Origin of the sequence: Arachidicoccus terrestris, from assembly GCF_020042345.1 — a bacterium.
GTDB lineage: Bacteria > Bacteroidota > Bacteroidia > Chitinophagales > Chitinophagaceae > Arachidicoccus > Arachidicoccus terrestris.
In genome coordinates this window covers 1,693,979-1,710,013 of sequence record NZ_CP083387.1, presented here as the reverse complement: position 1 = coordinate 1,710,013, position 16,035 = coordinate 1,693,979, and the positions used below count along the sequence as shown (strand labels likewise).

At 43.2% G+C, this 16,035-nt stretch carries 11 protein-coding genes; 5 read left to right on the top strand and 6 right to left on the bottom strand.

Annotated features, from left to right (window positions below):
* Positions 1-227: 227 nt before the first annotated feature.
* The gene (locus tag K9M52_RS06885; protein WP_224071321.1) at positions 228-1,145 is read left to right on the top strand and encodes an alpha/beta hydrolase; all 918 of its coding nucleotides are present in this window, start codon (positions 228-230) and stop codon (positions 1,143-1,145) included.
* 124 nt (positions 1,146-1,269) lie between these two features.
* On the opposite strand, the gene gdhA is transcribed toward K9M52_RS06885, so the two are convergent.
* Positions 1,270-2,610, bottom strand: a complete 1,341-nt coding sequence (gene gdhA, locus K9M52_RS06880) for an NADP-specific glutamate dehydrogenase (RefSeq protein ID WP_224071320.1) — start codon at positions 2,608-2,610, stop codon at positions 1,270-1,272.
* A 366-nt stretch (positions 2,611-2,976) separates the two neighbouring features.
* Here gdhA and K9M52_RS06875 point away from each other — a divergent pair, with 366 nt between their 5' ends.
* Positions 2,977-3,801, top strand: coding sequence for a hypothetical protein (locus tag K9M52_RS06875; RefSeq protein WP_224071319.1), 825 nt, complete (start codon positions 2,977-2,979; stop codon positions 3,799-3,801).
* Complete coding sequence (locus K9M52_RS06870; RefSeq protein ID WP_224071318.1) at positions 3,786-4,163, top strand: hypothetical protein; 378 nt, start codon at positions 3,786-3,788, stop codon at positions 4,161-4,163. Before K9M52_RS06875 ends, K9M52_RS06870 begins: the two co-directional genes overlap by 16 nt.
* A 129-nt stretch (positions 4,164-4,292) precedes the next feature.
* Here K9M52_RS06870 and K9M52_RS06865 read toward each other — a convergent pair whose 3' ends face one another.
* Genes K9M52_RS06865 through K9M52_RS06855 form a run of 3 tightly spaced genes read right to left on the bottom strand, consistent with a single transcriptional unit; the run spans position 4,293 to position 9,714 of the window.
* Positions 4,293-7,469: an error-prone DNA polymerase gene (locus tag K9M52_RS06865; protein ID WP_224071317.1), complete on the bottom strand. Its 3,177-nt coding sequence runs from the start codon at positions 7,467-7,469 to the stop codon at positions 4,293-4,295.
* 17 nt (positions 7,470-7,486) lie between these two features.
* Positions 7,487-8,980 carry a Y-family DNA polymerase gene (locus K9M52_RS06860; RefSeq protein ID WP_224071316.1) on the bottom strand — a complete coding sequence of 498 codons (1,494 nt, stop codon included), beginning with the start codon at positions 8,978-8,980 and terminating at the stop codon, positions 7,487-7,489.
* Complete coding sequence (locus K9M52_RS06855; RefSeq protein ID WP_224071315.1) at positions 8,977-9,714, bottom strand: ImuA family protein; 738 nt, start codon at positions 9,712-9,714, stop codon at positions 8,977-8,979. The genes K9M52_RS06860 and K9M52_RS06855 overlap by 4 nt, the downstream gene beginning before the upstream one ends.
* A gap of 73 nt (positions 9,715-9,787) precedes the next feature.
* Here K9M52_RS06855 and K9M52_RS06850 point away from each other — a divergent pair, with 73 nt between their 5' ends.
* Positions 9,788-10,618 carry an XRE family transcriptional regulator gene (locus K9M52_RS06850; protein WP_224071314.1) on the top strand — a complete coding sequence of 277 codons (831 nt, stop codon included), beginning with the start codon at positions 9,788-9,790 and terminating at the stop codon, positions 10,616-10,618.
* Positions 10,619-10,722: 104 nt separating this feature from the next.
* Here K9M52_RS06850 and K9M52_RS06845 read toward each other — a convergent pair whose 3' ends face one another.
* Together K9M52_RS06845 and K9M52_RS06840 are read right to left on the bottom strand one after the other, a co-directional pair.
* Positions 10,723-11,460: a LytR/AlgR family response regulator transcription factor gene (locus tag K9M52_RS06845; protein WP_224071313.1), complete on the bottom strand. Its 738-nt coding sequence runs from the start codon at positions 11,458-11,460 to the stop codon at positions 10,723-10,725.
* A complete protein-coding gene (locus K9M52_RS06840) occupies positions 11,457-12,296 on the bottom strand; it encodes a sensor histidine kinase (protein ID WP_224071312.1) in 840 nt (279 codons plus the stop codon). Before K9M52_RS06840 ends, K9M52_RS06845 begins: the two co-directional genes overlap by 4 nt.
* Positions 12,297-12,798: 502 nt before the next feature.
* On the opposite strand from K9M52_RS06840, the gene K9M52_RS06835 reads away from it, so the two are divergent.
* A complete protein-coding gene (locus tag K9M52_RS06835; protein ID WP_224071311.1) occupies positions 12,799-16,014 on the top strand; it encodes a SusC/RagA family TonB-linked outer membrane protein in 3,216 nt (1,071 codons plus the stop codon).
* The last annotated feature ends 21 nt before the right edge of the window (positions 16,015-16,035 follow it).

Sequence of the window (16,035 nt, the reverse complement as noted above, 5' to 3'; positions counted from 1 at the left end):
CAATATTATGGTTGTCACCGAGCGATGCCTATGGCGTTCACATTCAGAAGTCGAGCCGGCCAGTTTTTTGCTATTTTGATTATGGTGTTTTTAAAGGGCTAAGCTTTTTCTATAAGCTTTATAGCCGCCGTAATCATTTCCTTAGGATTATTCATTATATTCGTGAAGCATATACCGCCGACATAGTCCGGAATCTGCAATATTCTTAAACTTATATTTTGCCCGTAATGAAAGCCCTGAAAAGTTGTTGTGTAGCCTTGTTGTTACTTGTGGTTTTACCGTCAGTGGCTCAAAAACCTATACCGCTATATAATGGAGCTATTCCAGATGCTATTGCCGGCCCTGATGTTGAACAAACGGGTAAAGACGGTTCCTCGGTTTCTAAGGTCTCAGTTCCGACACTGACTCCTTTTCTGCCAACTCCTGAAAAGGCAAATGGCACTGCTGTTATTATTTGCCCCGGTGGTGGTTACCATAATTTAGTAATTGACCGTGAAGGATATAAAATGGCCAGGCGTCTGGTGGATATGGGGATTGCTGCTTTTGTTCTCAAGTACCGGTTGCCTGACGACAAAATTATGCAGGACAAGTCCACCGGCCCACTGCAGGATGCGCAGCGAGCTATCTATATGGTCCGGAGTCAGGCGGAGAAGTGGCATATTGATACAAGTAAAGTGGGTGTCATGGGCTTTTCGGCCGGAGGTCATCTGGCTTCTACAATAGGCACACATTATAAAAAAGCATTCATCAATAATAAGGATCAGGTCAGCCTGCGCCCCAGCTTTCTGGTGTTGGTATATCCGGTTATTAGTTTTAGATCAGATATTGCGCATATCGGGTCACGTACCAACCTTATTGGAAAGATGCCAAGTGAAGCTGCGATCAAACAGTTTTCCAATGATGAGCAGGTGACTCCGGAAACGCCACCGACATTTCTCATTCAGGCAGAGGATGACAGTGTTGTGGTTGTGCAAAACAGCCTCCGGTTTTATGAAGCTTTGCTCAAAAACAAGGTTCCCGCTGCTATGCATCTGTATACAGTGGGCGGTCATGGATTCGGCAAAGTTCCGCCCAGAGACGTATGGATGAAAGATCTGGCTTATTGGATGCAGACGATGGGATTTCTTCCAAAGTCTGCTAATTAAGCGGGCGTGCCGGCATCATCAAAACATGAAACTAGATGGCCTTAAGCAAAAGCGGTTTCTCAATTGCAGCTGGTGGCAGGGCTTTTTCCCCGCTGCCCGCCTGATGTGATACCCTGTGAATCGTTCAGACAACTCCCTGGGCCAACATGGCATCAGCTACCTTTACGAAACCACTGATATTAGCGCCTCGCTCATAATTGATATAGCCATCAGGCTCTTTACCGTATTGCAAACAGCGCTGATGTATTTCACGCATGATACTTTTCAGCTTCTGATCCACTTCTGTACGGGTCCAGGAATAACGCTGCGAGTTTTGGGACATTTCCAGGCCTGAAACAGCGACGCCGCCGGCATTTGCAGCCTTGCCAGGCGCATAAAATATCTTCGCTTTTAGAAAAACGGCTACAGCGTCGGGGGTACATGGCATATTGGCCCCTTCAGCGACACAGATACAACCCTGTTCTACTAATAACGCCGCATCCTTTGCATCCAGTTCATTTTGTGTAGCATTCGGCAGTGCGATATCACATTTTATTTTCCAGGGCCTTTCTCCTTCGAAATAGGCACATTGAAATTTGGCCGCATATTCTTTAATCGGTCCGTGTGTTTTATTTTTTAATTGTTTTATGTATTCCAGCTTCTCTTTGTCAATACCTGCCGGATCATAAATGAAACCGTGAGAGTCAGACATGGTCAAGACTTTAGCCCCATTTTCAATGCATTTTTCTGCCGCAAACTGTGCCACATTGCCCGACCCTGAAATCGTTACATTTTTTCCTTTTATAGAATCGTTTTTTGTTTTTAATATTTCATCTACAAAATAAATCAAGCCATACCCGGTTGCTTCTGGCCGTATCTGACTGCCTCCCCACTCATTACCCTTCCCAGTTAATACCCCGTTAAATGAACCGACGATGCGCTTATATTGACCAAACAAGAATCCGATTTCGCGATTGCCTACCCCAATATCTCCTGCCGGGATATCCGTGTCTTCGCCAACATGGCGATACAACTCGGTCATAAAACTCTGGCAGAATTTCATCACTTCATTGTCCGACTTCCCTTTTGGATTAAAGTCCGAACCTCCCTTTCCCGCCCCCATTGGAAGGCCAGTAAGGCTGTTTTTAAATATTTGTTCAAAAGCCAGGAACTTTAATACACTTAAGTTTACAGACGGGTGAAACCGCAGGCCACCTTTGTATGGCCCGATCGCACTGTTCATCTGCACCCTAAATCCTCTGTTTACCTGAATCTCACCTTTATCATCCAGCCAGGGTACCCGGAAGATGACGACGCGTTCAGGCTCAACCATCCGCTCTAATATTTTGGTATTCTTATAACGCGGCTCAGATTGGATAAAAGTGGTGATCGACGTAGCTACTTCGGCGACGGCTTGTAAAAATTCGGGCTCGCCTGGGTTTTTGGAATGGATATTATTTAAAAAATGCGCTAATACTTCATTCATATTTTCCGAAAATAAATTGCTGTGCAAATAAAATATAGCTCTGAAATTAGAAAAAAAAGAGTCCAGACACAACAACAGCTGTTAGCAAACCGTATGAAATTTATCCAGGCTCGCTATTTTTATTGGCTGATTTCCAGCCCCGGATAGCAAAGTTTTTTACGGCCAGTATGGAAGAGGTTGAAGCGGATATACATTAGATGCTCGGTGCCAACAGTGCGTCTTATGCGCACCGCCGGACAGATAGTTTTACGCCTTGATTTTAGCGGCCTATTTCACTATTAAGGCAGTTTTTTTTTGATCATTGGTTTGAAGTCAGTTAAATGTTATATATTTGACTAATTAATAATTTCTATAAACTATATTGCGATGCTAAACAAAAACTTACTATTATCGGGGATTTGCTGCCTGAGTATTGTCTTCTTTAACAGCTGTAGTAAAAATGATGCCCCCGCTCCAGCTTCTGACTGGATAGACCAGCTTGACAATACTATTGATGCAAGTGAGAAAGCACAGTTACGGGCCTGGATCCAGGAAGGGTTAAGCTCAAGTAGTATGGAAGCGACAGTGAAGCTCTATACGCATGACTCTGACTTTTATAATGCGTTGAATACGGCAAAAAGTATTTATCATCAAAGAGTGTTGGTTAACGACCGTGTTGATGAAATCCCGGGTATTGCTACCGGAATGTTCGTTGCAAATGGACTGCCGGCCCAGAAAGTGGAGGCGATACCTTCTGATGATCAACTCAACCTTCCGGCCAGTGAAGCGCCAAATTTTGTAAGTGTTAAAGATACTGTATTGCGAAAAGGTGCGGTACTGTATAGAGTCATTGGCGGGGCAGGTTCCTATCCGACAGGTGGATATTGGGTCCTGGATAAACCTACGGGTTATGCCGATGTGATTGGAGGGACGGCCGTACAGCCAGCGTGGAATGCTTTTGAAGTGATGGTTGAATATACGATTCCGGAAGGGGACACGATGAAAGTATGGAAAGGAGTAGCGGCAAGTCAGCCGATTGCCGGCGCTGAGAATAAGTATTATGATAACTTTATGCAGGAATATCATCTGGCAGGAGGGCTGGTGCAAATTTTTGTACCAAATGTTTATCGTGATTTCCAAAACGAAGAGGTATATAATCATTTTCTAAGTAATATTACAAGTCAGGATTCTATCACATGGAAGAAGAACTAAAAAAAAGAATTGCTGAAAGCACAAATCGGATATGCAAGGAATACAAGACACTTACCATGTTGTTAAGCCCCTTCGCCGGCTCGAACCTGGTACTTCAACAATATCTGAGCCAGGTAAACAGTGTGCTTCAGTATGCTGAAGCACATTATCAAAATCCCTCTTCTGTAGATTTGGCTATCTGCAAGCAGCGCCATGATCCGGCCAGATTGTTGAATGAAGTTGAATCCAGGTTTAATGCACAGGAACAAGGCTTTTATCAATTATATCCCAATGCACAGTTCAAGGCGCAGCTTAGATCTCATTTTGACGCCACCCGAGATGATTTTGATATATTAGAAAACTGTTTGTCGGTGATTTCCTGATGACCGGAGCATTATAAGTGATATTTTGGGGATTGCCTTTAATTGTAATGCTATCCAGTCATTGAAATAGCTCTGTTGAGGTAAGATCTTTATTTCGACAGAGCTATTGTCACATCAATACCACGTACCTTATTTGAAATTACGCCCTTCTGGGAATATCGTCCCCTGTATGGCTTTTTTAGCAGGCTCTTTGGCGTTATTATGCTTACTTTCGATTGTGTTCATCCGGTTGAGTAAGGGTGTAAAGTCAAAAAGCTGCTCGGCTATAACGTGAATGACTTCACCTTCCTTTTGCAACTGCCCTTCCACGACTAGTAGCCTGGCGCTCAATATCTGCTTGCGGTAGTATTCAAAATTATTTTTAAACACGACCAGATTGGCAATGCCTGTTTCATCTTCCAGCGTGATAAAACAAATACTTTTTGCCGTCCCGGGCCTTTGTCTGACAAGAACCAGTCCTGCCACTCGTACTTGTGTTCCATCCGGCCATAATGATAATTCTTTGGCAGGTATGATGTTCTGTTTATGCAATTCCTCCCGTAAAAAGCTGACGGGGTGCGCTTTTAAAGATAAAGAAAGACAGCTGTAGTCCTGCAGGACATGTTCGGGTAATGACATTTCAGGCAAGCTGACTGCTTCTGCTTCTTTTGCATTTGCGCCTTTAAAGAGCCCAATGGGTATATCGCTGAGTGCTGAGACTTCCCAAAGAGCTCGCCTGCGGTCGAGGCCAAGGGAGCGAAAGGCATCTGCATCTGCCAGCCTTTCCATCGCGCGCAGGGATACACCCGTATCATATACCTGAGTTATGGACGTAAATACTTTACCTTTATCTCGCGCTGCCGTTAAAAGCTGCATATCTTCTTCGGCAATTCCTTTTATTTGCCGGAATCCTAAACGAACAGGGCAATATTTACCAGTAATGTCTTCTAATGTATTATCCCAATGCGAATTGTTGATATCAATATGCTTGACTGCAACACCATGTTTCCTTGCGTCAATAATAATCTGGGCAGGTTGGTAAAATCCCATCGGCTGGCTGTTAAGCAGGGCCGCTGCAAATACGTCAGGATAATAATATTTGAGCCAGCAGGAGATATATACCAGTAATGCAAAACTGGCCGCATGACTTTCCGGAAAACCGTAACTGCCGAACCCTTCGAGTTGCTTAAACACTCTTCTGGCGAAATCTTCCTTATAGCCTTTTTTTATCATGCCATTGATCAATTTTGTCTCCCAATCACTTACTTTTCCCTTTGCTTTAAAGGTGGCCATACTGCGGCGTAGTCCATCGGCTTCTGCGGGTGTAAAGTCTGCGGCGACGATCGCTATTTCCATCGCCTGTTCCTGGAAGAGCGGAACACCGAGGGTTCTTTCGAGGATTACTTTTAAGTCTTCAGATGGATATTCTACGGGGTCTTGTCCATTGCGTCTTCTTAAGTAAGGATGGACCATGTCTCCCTGTATGGGACCGGGGCGCACAATGGCGACCTCAATGACCAGGTCATAAAAACATTTTGGCTTTAGTCTGGGTAGCATTGACATTTGTGCCCGGCTTTCTATCTGGAATACACCAATTGTATCTGCATGGGCAACCATTTCATAGACTTTCGGGTCATCCTGAGGGATATTAGCCAGGGTTAAATCCAGTTTGTAATGCTGTCTGACCAGATCGAACGCTTTACGGATGCAGGTGAGCATGCCCAGTGCAAGTATATCTACTTTTAAAAAACCAAGGTCTTCAATGTCATCTTTATTCCATTCGATATTGGTGCGGTCCTCCATGCGTGCATTGAGTATAGGGCATAAGTCAGACAATTGCCCTTGCGTGATCACAAAGCCACCGGTATGCTGCCCCAGTTGGCGTGGAAAGCCGACATATTGCTCCGTCAGCTCTAATATTTTTTTCAGGTGTGGATCACTGGCCATAAAGCCAAGGGATGTTTTTTGCTGTTTGCCCCGGTGCCAGTCATCGGTAAATTCCCAAAGGGACTTGGACAGTTGGTTAATGGTGTCTACTGACAAGCCCATTGCTTTACCGACGTCACGGATGGCTCCTTTGTGATGTACTGTTGTCACCGTTGCCACAATGCCCGCTCTGTCACGACCATATTTGCTATAGATATATTGCATGACCTCCTCACGCCGTTCATGTTCAAAGTCGACATCAATATCCGGTGGTTCATTGCGGGCATCGGACATAAAGCGCGCAAAGAGCAGTTTGAATTTAGAGGGATCTACCGAGGTAATTCCTAAACAATAACAGACCATTGAATTGGCGGCGGAACCGCGGCCCTGACAAAGAATATTCCGGCTTCGGGCAAAACATACATAATCGTATACCGTTAAAAAGTAAGAGGCATAATTTTTTCGCTGAATAAAATCCAATTCATAGCTTATCGTATTTTTGATGTTCTCAGCAATGTGTTTGCCGAACTTTTCCTCAGCGCCCCGCCAGGTAAAAAGTTCCAGCTCTTCCTGTGGTGTATGGTTATCAGTAGTGAGCTCTTCGGGGTAGATATATTGTAATTCATCCAGTGAAAAGGTGCAGGCTTGGGCTATACGGCAGGTATTCTTGATGGCTTCAGAGTACTTCCTGAATAAACGCTGCATTTCCTTGACAGGTTTCATATATCTTTCTGCGTTCTGTTCCAGCAAATAGCCTGCTTTATGTATGGTGCATTTTTCCCGTATACAGGTAAGCACATCCTGCAGTTGTCTTCTTTCTGCACTGTGGTAATACACATCGTTGCAAGCCACCATCGGGATCTGCAGCTGATTTGATAATTGATCAATACGAAACAGCTTTTTACCATCCAACCCGTTATAGGATCTTATTGCGGCCATATAGAGGTGACTGCCAAAATATTTTTTATACCGCTGTACAGCGGTATAAAAGCCTGGTTCAAAATCAAAATCCTGGTTTAGGGAAGCAGGTGGGATGATGACAAAAAGTATCCCGTCTTTATAATGGGAGAGATCTGCCATATATAAAAGACACTGACCTTTTTCGGTTCGCAGGTTACCTTTCGTAAGTATTCCCGAAAGGCTTGAATATGCTTCTTTATTGGTAGGGAAAGCGAGGAGTGAAGGCCCATCCTGCAGATCCAGCCGGCAGGCGGGAATAAACTGAATTCCTTTTTTCTTTGCTTCTACATGCGCGCGTACAATACCGGCCATAGTGTTTCGATCCGTGATAGCCATGGCTTTATAGCCTAATTCTACAGCCTGCGTCACCAGTTCTTCAGGATGAGAACCACCCCGGAGAAAGGAAAAGTTTGAGGTTATATGGAGTTCAGCGTATGACATTATTTATTCTTTTTTATTCAGGCGAAAAAGCCGTGTAAAAACCATCCTGACTGTTCATTATTGTAATGGCCGGAACGAAAGATCCAGTATCTCGCGCCATCTGCATCTTCCACACTGTAATAATCCCTATGGGGACCCTCTTGCTCCCACCATTGCTGCTCGATACGTTCTGGACCATCGGCCTTAACGATCTGGTAGCACTCATCTTTGTAACGCAATAAAAATGGCGGGTAATCCGGTGTTGGGACAGCAACTGTTATCTGTTCTGGTTCTGGTAAAAGGCAGATAGGGCGTAATCTGTTCGTGCACCACTGGCCGGTGGTTTTCTCTTGTAAGTTGGCAGCCTCTTTATAAGAGTGTTCCGGCAGGTAATGCTCGTCCGGCAGATAACGGTGAATCTTATCTATGCCGATCTTACCACCGATCTTATCTAGTAATTCTGCTACCGCTTTCTCATTACTTATGGTTTGATTCCACAGCATTTCTTTGACCGCAGTCAGCTCTTCAACCACCGTGGCTTCCAGTAGAAATAATTCAATGCCCAGTGCCGGACAAATCGAGGGGATCTTTAACGTGAACAAGCTGAAAAGGTGTTCCACATTTCGGGATGGGCGGCTGGTACTAAAGGATATTTGCTGTACCTCATTGTCCACCCGGTAACAGGTAAGCGTTGCTGCACGCAGTCCTTTGTCTTCCTTGAATAGACGCTGACACAATTGCGTTAATAGCATCTGAATAGCGATCTCAATGCCCTTTGCCGTACGGACCGGGTCCAGACAGGGTAGCCGCTCTTCATAAGGGGGTATAGGGCGTATGGGTTTCATCGTTTCCATAAGTGTGCCTAAGGCCTGATCTATACGAATCAGCATTTCTTGCCCAAAACGTCGCCTAAGTGTCGGGCGTGGCATGTCAATAAAGTGGGCAACAGAATGTAACCCCAATTTGTGTAGCCGGTCTGCGGTTATCTGATCCAGTCTTAATGCTAAAGGAGGTAAGGGCAACAGCGCTTCTTTTTGCCGGCCGCTTTCAATGATGGGGGCTATTTTGCCATAACGCGCATGGGCCCAGGCTGCACCAATGGTGTCTGCTATAGCGGCCCGGGCATCATAACCCATAGCCCGTAATTTTAGTACTAACTCTTTTAAATAATTGCGTTCGCCACCCCACAAATGAGGACAACCGCTGATATTTAATATTAACCCATCCGGTGGATTAATAGTTACATCCGGCGTATATCGCAAACACCATTCGCCCAGTGCCAGTAATAGTTCATTTTCCATACCTTCTTTGGCGTCCACAACCTGCAAATCCGGAAATATGGCTCTTGCATCTGCCAGAACTTTACCTGCCGCAATGCCATCTGCTTCCGCTCTCAGGTTCGCAGCCCGTATGACCATGCGCCCGTGTTCGGGCGCGGCTACCACAAAAGGGATGGACTGCAGATGAGGTGATTGCCGGGCATATCCATCTGTCAGCAGATGCCCAAACCATATGGACATAAAACGGCTCATGCACTTGCCATTTGGTAATAGGGTGATATAATTGGGTGGAGTGTATTGTCTTCTATACAGAGTTTATTATCTGACCATTCTATCTGCCAGCTTCCGGTTCTGCCATTACGGATCTTGAGCAGATCCACTTTCCAGCGCGGAAAACCGATACCGGGTAAATTGTCTGGCAGCTGACTTTTGACAGGGAGAATCTGCCACCGGGAAACGCAGGCAGTTGGTTGTATATTTCGTGGAAATAATCGGTTGATAAAGCCTGTTACCCTACTGTTTTCTACAGCCAGCTGTAATCTTCTGGATTGCTTAAAGTCCAGTGCATTTATTTCGCCGATAACTGCGCACAAGGAACTGCATTTTAAGCCTTCTTCTATTGTCCAAAGTGCCTCTCTGTCCTTTTTAGTGTCGATAAAAATAAACCTGTCCGGTTCTATGCCGAATATCTTCAGGCCTGAGGGAAACGCGAGCGGGCGGGTACTGACCCAAAGACAAGGTTTGTTATTTTGCATTAAAGAATGAATCAAGGCTGATATAAAGCCTGTTGTAGCAGCTGCACTTGGCAGGGAGGGACTGATAAACTCATGAATGACGCCGGTTGGAAAGGCGCCCCCAGGCATGTGGTACAGTATCGGACCTAATGGTATATTGGTCTGCTCACTATTTTGACGAATGCCAGGCCCCTGCAAATCAAGGATTTCTCTTCGCAGCTTTTCTATTGTACCTTTTTTTTGCACTTGCATATCCAGATTTTTATAATAAAACTTTTATTTGGTATTAATAATACCATACCTTTGGTTGTAATAATACCGTATCATGAACGAACAGCAAAAAATATTTTTGGGAGAAAACATTGAGTTTCTCAGAAAAAGAAAGAAACTGACACAGGAAGGTTTGGCACAATTGCTTGATTTTAAGAGAGAGAAAGTCAAGGCGATTGAAAAAGGAGCCACTAAAAATCCGCCGGTTGAAGATCTCGTTAAATTTTCTGAATTTTTCAAAATGAGTGTAGACAGTCTACTTAAAGTGAATCTTTCTAAATTACTGGAACTGCAGCTGCGTGAACTGGAGGCTGGCAATGATGTGTATATGATGGGCTCAAAAATTAGGGTGCTACCGATTACGGTAGATGGTGAAAACCGGCAAAACTGTGAATATGTCCCTGTTAAAGCTAAAATGGGATATGCATCGGGATATAATGATCCGGACTATATCTCCTTATTGCCGAAATATAATATTCCATCCTTATCAAGAACAGGAACTTACCGGACCTTCCAGGCGGAAGGTGATTCGATGTATCCGATTCCTGATAAAGCAGAGGTTACGGGCGCATATGTGGAGAACTGGTTATCGATAAAACCCGATACCCCTTGTATCGTCATTATGAAGGGAGTGCATAATTTTGTTTTTAAACTGGTAACTGTCAATAAAAAGGAAAAGAACTTTCTTCTGAAATCGACCAACCCGCTATACAAATCTTATGTTGTTGAAGGAGATGAAGTTCTGGAGTTCTGGATGTTTAAAAAGCTGCATCTCGACCAGTTGCCAGATTTTACAGAGTCGTCAACTGATATGCAATTACTGAAAGCTATGTTTGAGGATCTTAAGGATGAGATAGCCAGCTTAAAAAAGGAAAGAGGCTGCTAGAACCCTATAACGTATTAGCGGCTTGTATAGCTGTATGCATAAAATAGCTGCGGATTATGGTATTTTTTTAATGTCAGGGTTTGCGCTGTGTTTTGGAAACGGTATCACTTAAATGTCATTCTAAGGAAATTGTCCAGATTATCCTTATAGCCGTCACTAACAGGAAGTTCTTTATCCTTGATACGAACCCATCCCTTTTCAATAGAGTCGATATGATTTAATGCGATGATGAAAGAACGGTGAATCCGGATGAATTGATAGCTTGTTAATTGTGTTTCAAAATATTTGAGATTCTGGAGTACCATTATTTTCTCCGATACTGTATGAATGGTTACATAATTGCCTGATCCTTCAATATAAAGAACTTCTGCCAGTTTCACTTTTACGATTTTATAGCCTGATTTGACAAAAATAAAATCGTCTACTGCAGGGCGTAACGGAAGCTGTGTAAGTTTGCCTTCTTCGGCTTTGCCTTGCTGCGCGAAAATTAGATTTTTGGCTTTTTGAATAGCACGTTCAAACCGTTCAAAAGAGAAAGGCTTTAGTAAGTAGTCTACTACATCCATTTCAAACCCTTGCAGCGCATAATCTGGATAAGCGGTCGTGAAGATGATATGGATATCGCGGGAAAAGTGTTGGGCAAGGGTGATGCCATTCAACCGGGTCATTTGTATATCCAGAAAGACAATGTTTATTACCTTTTTGGAATTGGATATATATTGTAGTGCAAGGGTGGGGTCGGTAAAAGCCCTTTCCAGTTCAACATCAGGCAGGCGTTTTATGAACTCCCGTATGATGCCTAATGCATTCAATTCATCATCAATGGCTACACAGTTCATCATAAGCTGCTCAAATGAAGTTTAGCAATAAAGTGTCCCTCTTTTTCCATTAATTCGAGATGGTGGCTGGAAGGGTAGAGTAATTCTAACCTTCGTTTAAGATTGGCTAATCCGATGCCCATAGTGCTGTCTTTAGACAATTTGTCGCCAATCTGATTGACGACTTCGTAATATAAGCTTCCATTCTCATTGCTTAAACTGATTAGAATTGGTGTATCTGCCCTGTCAGAGACACCATGTTTAAAAGCGTTTTCAACAAAAGTAATAAGAAGCAGAGGAGCGATTGTCCTTTGCCTGATTTTATAGTCTAAGCTAATGTTTTTCCGGATGCAGCCTTCAGGAAATCTAAATAGCTGCAACTGAATATATTGCTCCAGATATTCCACTTCCTGCCCGAGAGAAACCGTAGCTTCTTTTTCGTTGAGGATATATCTTAATATTTTTGAAAGTTGTAATAATGCATCTGCAGTTTTTTCAGATTGGATGAGGGCCAGGTAATAAATATTATTAATAGTATTGAAAAGAAAATGGGGGTTGATCTGATAACGCAGGATTTTAAGCTCAGCCTGCATGTTTGCATTCTCTAACGCTTTGGCTTTCTTGTCTTTTTTAATGCTATCCAGCATATAGGCATATCCCAGTCCCAGCAGTAGGTAAACGGCCTCTTTCAGCATGGCATAAATGATGGCGCCTCCGGGCTGCTGAAGTCTAACAGCCTTGACGGAATTAGGCTTTACGGCGACTGTGGTATAAGGATCGGAGTTGATCTTCCATTCCTGCGCTTCGAATTGAAGCCAGCCCAGAATAATAACAAGTGCTAATGCAAAAAAAATATACAAGCACCTTTTCTTCCTGATATTTAAATTTGGAAAGAGAAAATAGACTGCACTAAGAAATCCTACAAATCCAATGGAGTCAATCACTATCTGTCTGGAATAATAGTACCAAAAATGGCCCTCGAAAAAATTTGAATTGGACAGGAAATAGAACAAAAGCCAAAATGCATGGAATGAAATAAAAAGCAGCAGTACTTGTTTGACTTTTTTAACCATTTTGGAACGTATTGGACATAGGCTAAGGTATTTCTCTTCGTTTAATTGTACAAGAAAATCCCCTTGTTTCTGATTCACGTATTAAAACCCCCTGTTCGTACATTATTTAGACGGGTAAATGTATAATTCAACTGTCGAATGTATAATTTTTTTAATTCTGTGCAACAATTGATCGTTGATGAACTCCAGAGGTTGAAACGGAAAGTCCTGATAATGAGTAACTGAAATAGAAACAGCCTTCTCAATCGCAAATTAAATTTTTTGTTCCATTATTGATAAAAGGATAAATATGAAAAAAAGCGTAACTAAAACTGCATTCAGCTTACTCATTTTGCTATTGTTAACCGCGACAGTCTTCGGTCAGACCCGGACAATTAAAGGAGTTGTTCAGGATGAGAAAAGCGGTGAACCTTTGCCAGGGGTGACGATTCGATTAAAAGGCAAGCCTTCCATTGGCACCATAACCAATAAACTGGGGGAATTCTCCTTTAACGTGCAAGGCAATGATACCATTACTTTGCTAATTACCTCGGTGGGATATGCTACCCAAGAAATGCCTGTGATTGTAAAAGGGGTTTTGATTCGGCCTGCTGAAATTCAGATGATGCGACTCGTTGATACCAAAACAGATGTGGTAGTGGTTGGCTACGGAACACAGGACCTGAGAAAAGTTATAGGATCAGTAGGTGTTTTTAAGCCCTCAGAAGAACCTGGGCAATTACCTCTGTCTATTGACAAGGCCCTGGTTGGCAAGATTGCCGGCGTATATGTTTCACCTTCTTCTGGTGTGCCGGGCAGTGCGACAGCTATTACGATCAGAGGGATTACCACGTTGACCAGCAATGGCAATTCGCCGCTGATTGTTATTGACGGAACGCCGGTATACGGAAACAACCAGGATATGAATACGACCAATTTTGGGTCAGGGAAAAATGCAGGATTTACTTTTGGCGGCACGCAGGTATCCGGAGACTATGACCCAGGCGGCATGCATAGAAATACGTTTGAGAAAAATCCATTAGCGAATATTAATCCTGATGATATCGCCTCTATTGAAGTCCTGAAAGATGCTTTTGCAACAGCTATATACGGTTCCAGAGGTGCCGCCGGGGTTATATTAATTACGACTAAGAAAGGCCAGGGAGACAGAACAAAGATAAGCGCGAATGTTACTACCACTTTTTCCAGTCCTTACAGGTTACCCTCAGTCATGAATGGAGAGGAATACGGAGATTTCTATTCCAATTATTTAACTCAGATGAATCACCTGAACTATAAAGCAGATACGGTTGTGTTTCCTAAAAAATATAATACGGACTGGCTGGACGCCGTTACCCGTACAGCGGTCGGAACAAATGTGAATGTAGCTATTTCAGGTGGTAACGGCAGAGGAGGAAGTTTCTATATCAGTGGCAATTATGCTGATAATCCTTCCTATATACTGAACAGTGATTTTAAGCGTTATCAAAGCCGGGTAAACTTTGATCAACGACTTTCACGAAGATTCTCCGTCGGTACAAACTTTACTGTTTCATACGCCAAAAACAATGCCTTAAATGCACAATCCGTTTATCGGAATGCAGCTCTTAAAGCACCAAATGAACCTATCAGGGATTCTCTGGACAATTATTTGTGGGGGTATTATCCCAATCCTATAGGTCTTGCACAGATTAATGGGAACCCGGTAGCGGTAGCGGTAGAAAATCAGAATTACAGCGTGGATACACGCCTGATCGGTAATGTATATGCGAATCTGGAACTGACCAAGGGGCTTTCTTTTAGAAGTGAATTCGGGACAGACTGGATGAACAGCCGGGCATATTCCAGAGATATTGATCAGCCTCAGCAGATAGGCGGCCTTGCAAGCCAATCCAATAATCAGAATATCAGATGGGTAATCAATAATGTGCTTACTTTAAATCGAAGCTTTTCAGGCGTACATCATTTAAATGCTATTGCAGGTCAGAGCTATGAAACATCTACAGAAAATAGCAGCAGCATGTATGGAAAGAATTTTCCTAATGACAGAATATTAAGTATCGGATCTGCGCAGTCTAAGTATCTGAGTAGTTCTCTTCAGCAAAAATGGGCACTCTTATCCTATTTTACCCGTCTTAATTATGATTTTAAAGGCAAGTACCTTGCCGGCTTTACTTATCGCGTGGACGGTTCATCCCGTTTTGCCAGTAATCGCCGGTATGTAGGCTTTCCTTCTTTTTCATTGGGTTGGGTACCCAGTATGGAAGGATTTATGAAAGGCACATCTGACTGGCTTGGCCAGTTAAAACTACGCAGCAGCCTGGGTATAACAGGTAATGACGGGGGTGTTGGTTACTATGGTAATCAGGGACAATATCAGTTAAGTGTATATGGTGCAACTTATGGAAATACAAATATCATTACCGTTAAGCAGCCTGCTAATCCTAATTTAAAATGGGAAACGACTTATACATATGATTTTGGCGTAGATGCTGCTTTACTTGATTCCAGATTAACGCTCACTTTTGATTATTATAACCGCCAGATCAAAAATGCCATCTTGAATTCCGGGATTCCTGGCTTTATGGGGTTTACCTCTCAAATTCAGAATATTGCAGATATTGCCAATAATGGCCTGGAGTTGACTGTCAACAGTATAAATATCAAATCTAAAAATTTTGAATGGTCGACAAATCTGAATATCAGCAGAAACAGGAACGTTATTAAAAAGCTCCATAATATAGACGGCTTGGGTATGGCGGCCCAAATTGAAACAAATGGCGGACGGTTCTGGCTGGAGGGGCATTCGGCAACGGAATTTTATATGTTCCAGTGGGAGGGAGTTGATCCCGCTACGGGCAACCCGCTGTGGAAAGATAATACGGGTAAGCAGATAGCGGAACCAATCACCTTTTATAATTACGGAGATAATTATGTAGCCAGCCGGTTGGCCAGCGGAGATGCGATGCCGGATATATTCGGCGGATTTGGCAATACGCTAAATTATAAAGGACTGGAATTAAGCGCGTTTTTTTCTTTCTCTTTAGGTAACAAGTTGTATAACGGTGCCAAAGCTGCTTTATATAATTATACAGCTTCCAGCTATTCGGGTGTTCAGGCAAACAATCTTTCTCCCGATCTGCTGAATTATTGGAGAGCACCAGGGCAGCATACTGATATTCCGGCATTGATCAATGCATCGAATTATGTAGCTGCAGGATTTGGCTCTGCTTATGATTATACCCTTGGCAGGAATATTAATCGATTTTTGGAAGACGCGTCCTTTTTGAAATTAAGAACACTGACATTAAGCTATAAATTTAATGCACATGCACTCCGTAAACTAAAACCAGTCAGCAGCCTCGCCATATTCTTAGAAGCTGACAATATATGGACACTTACTTCTTATTCGGGTATTGATCCGGAGGTGAGTGCCTATGGTTCCTCTGCCTTGAACGGCGGGTTTGATGAACTGACAATGCCGCTACCAAAAGTTTACAACATTGGTGTTAAGATTGAACTCTAATTCTCCAAAACCGCAAATAAA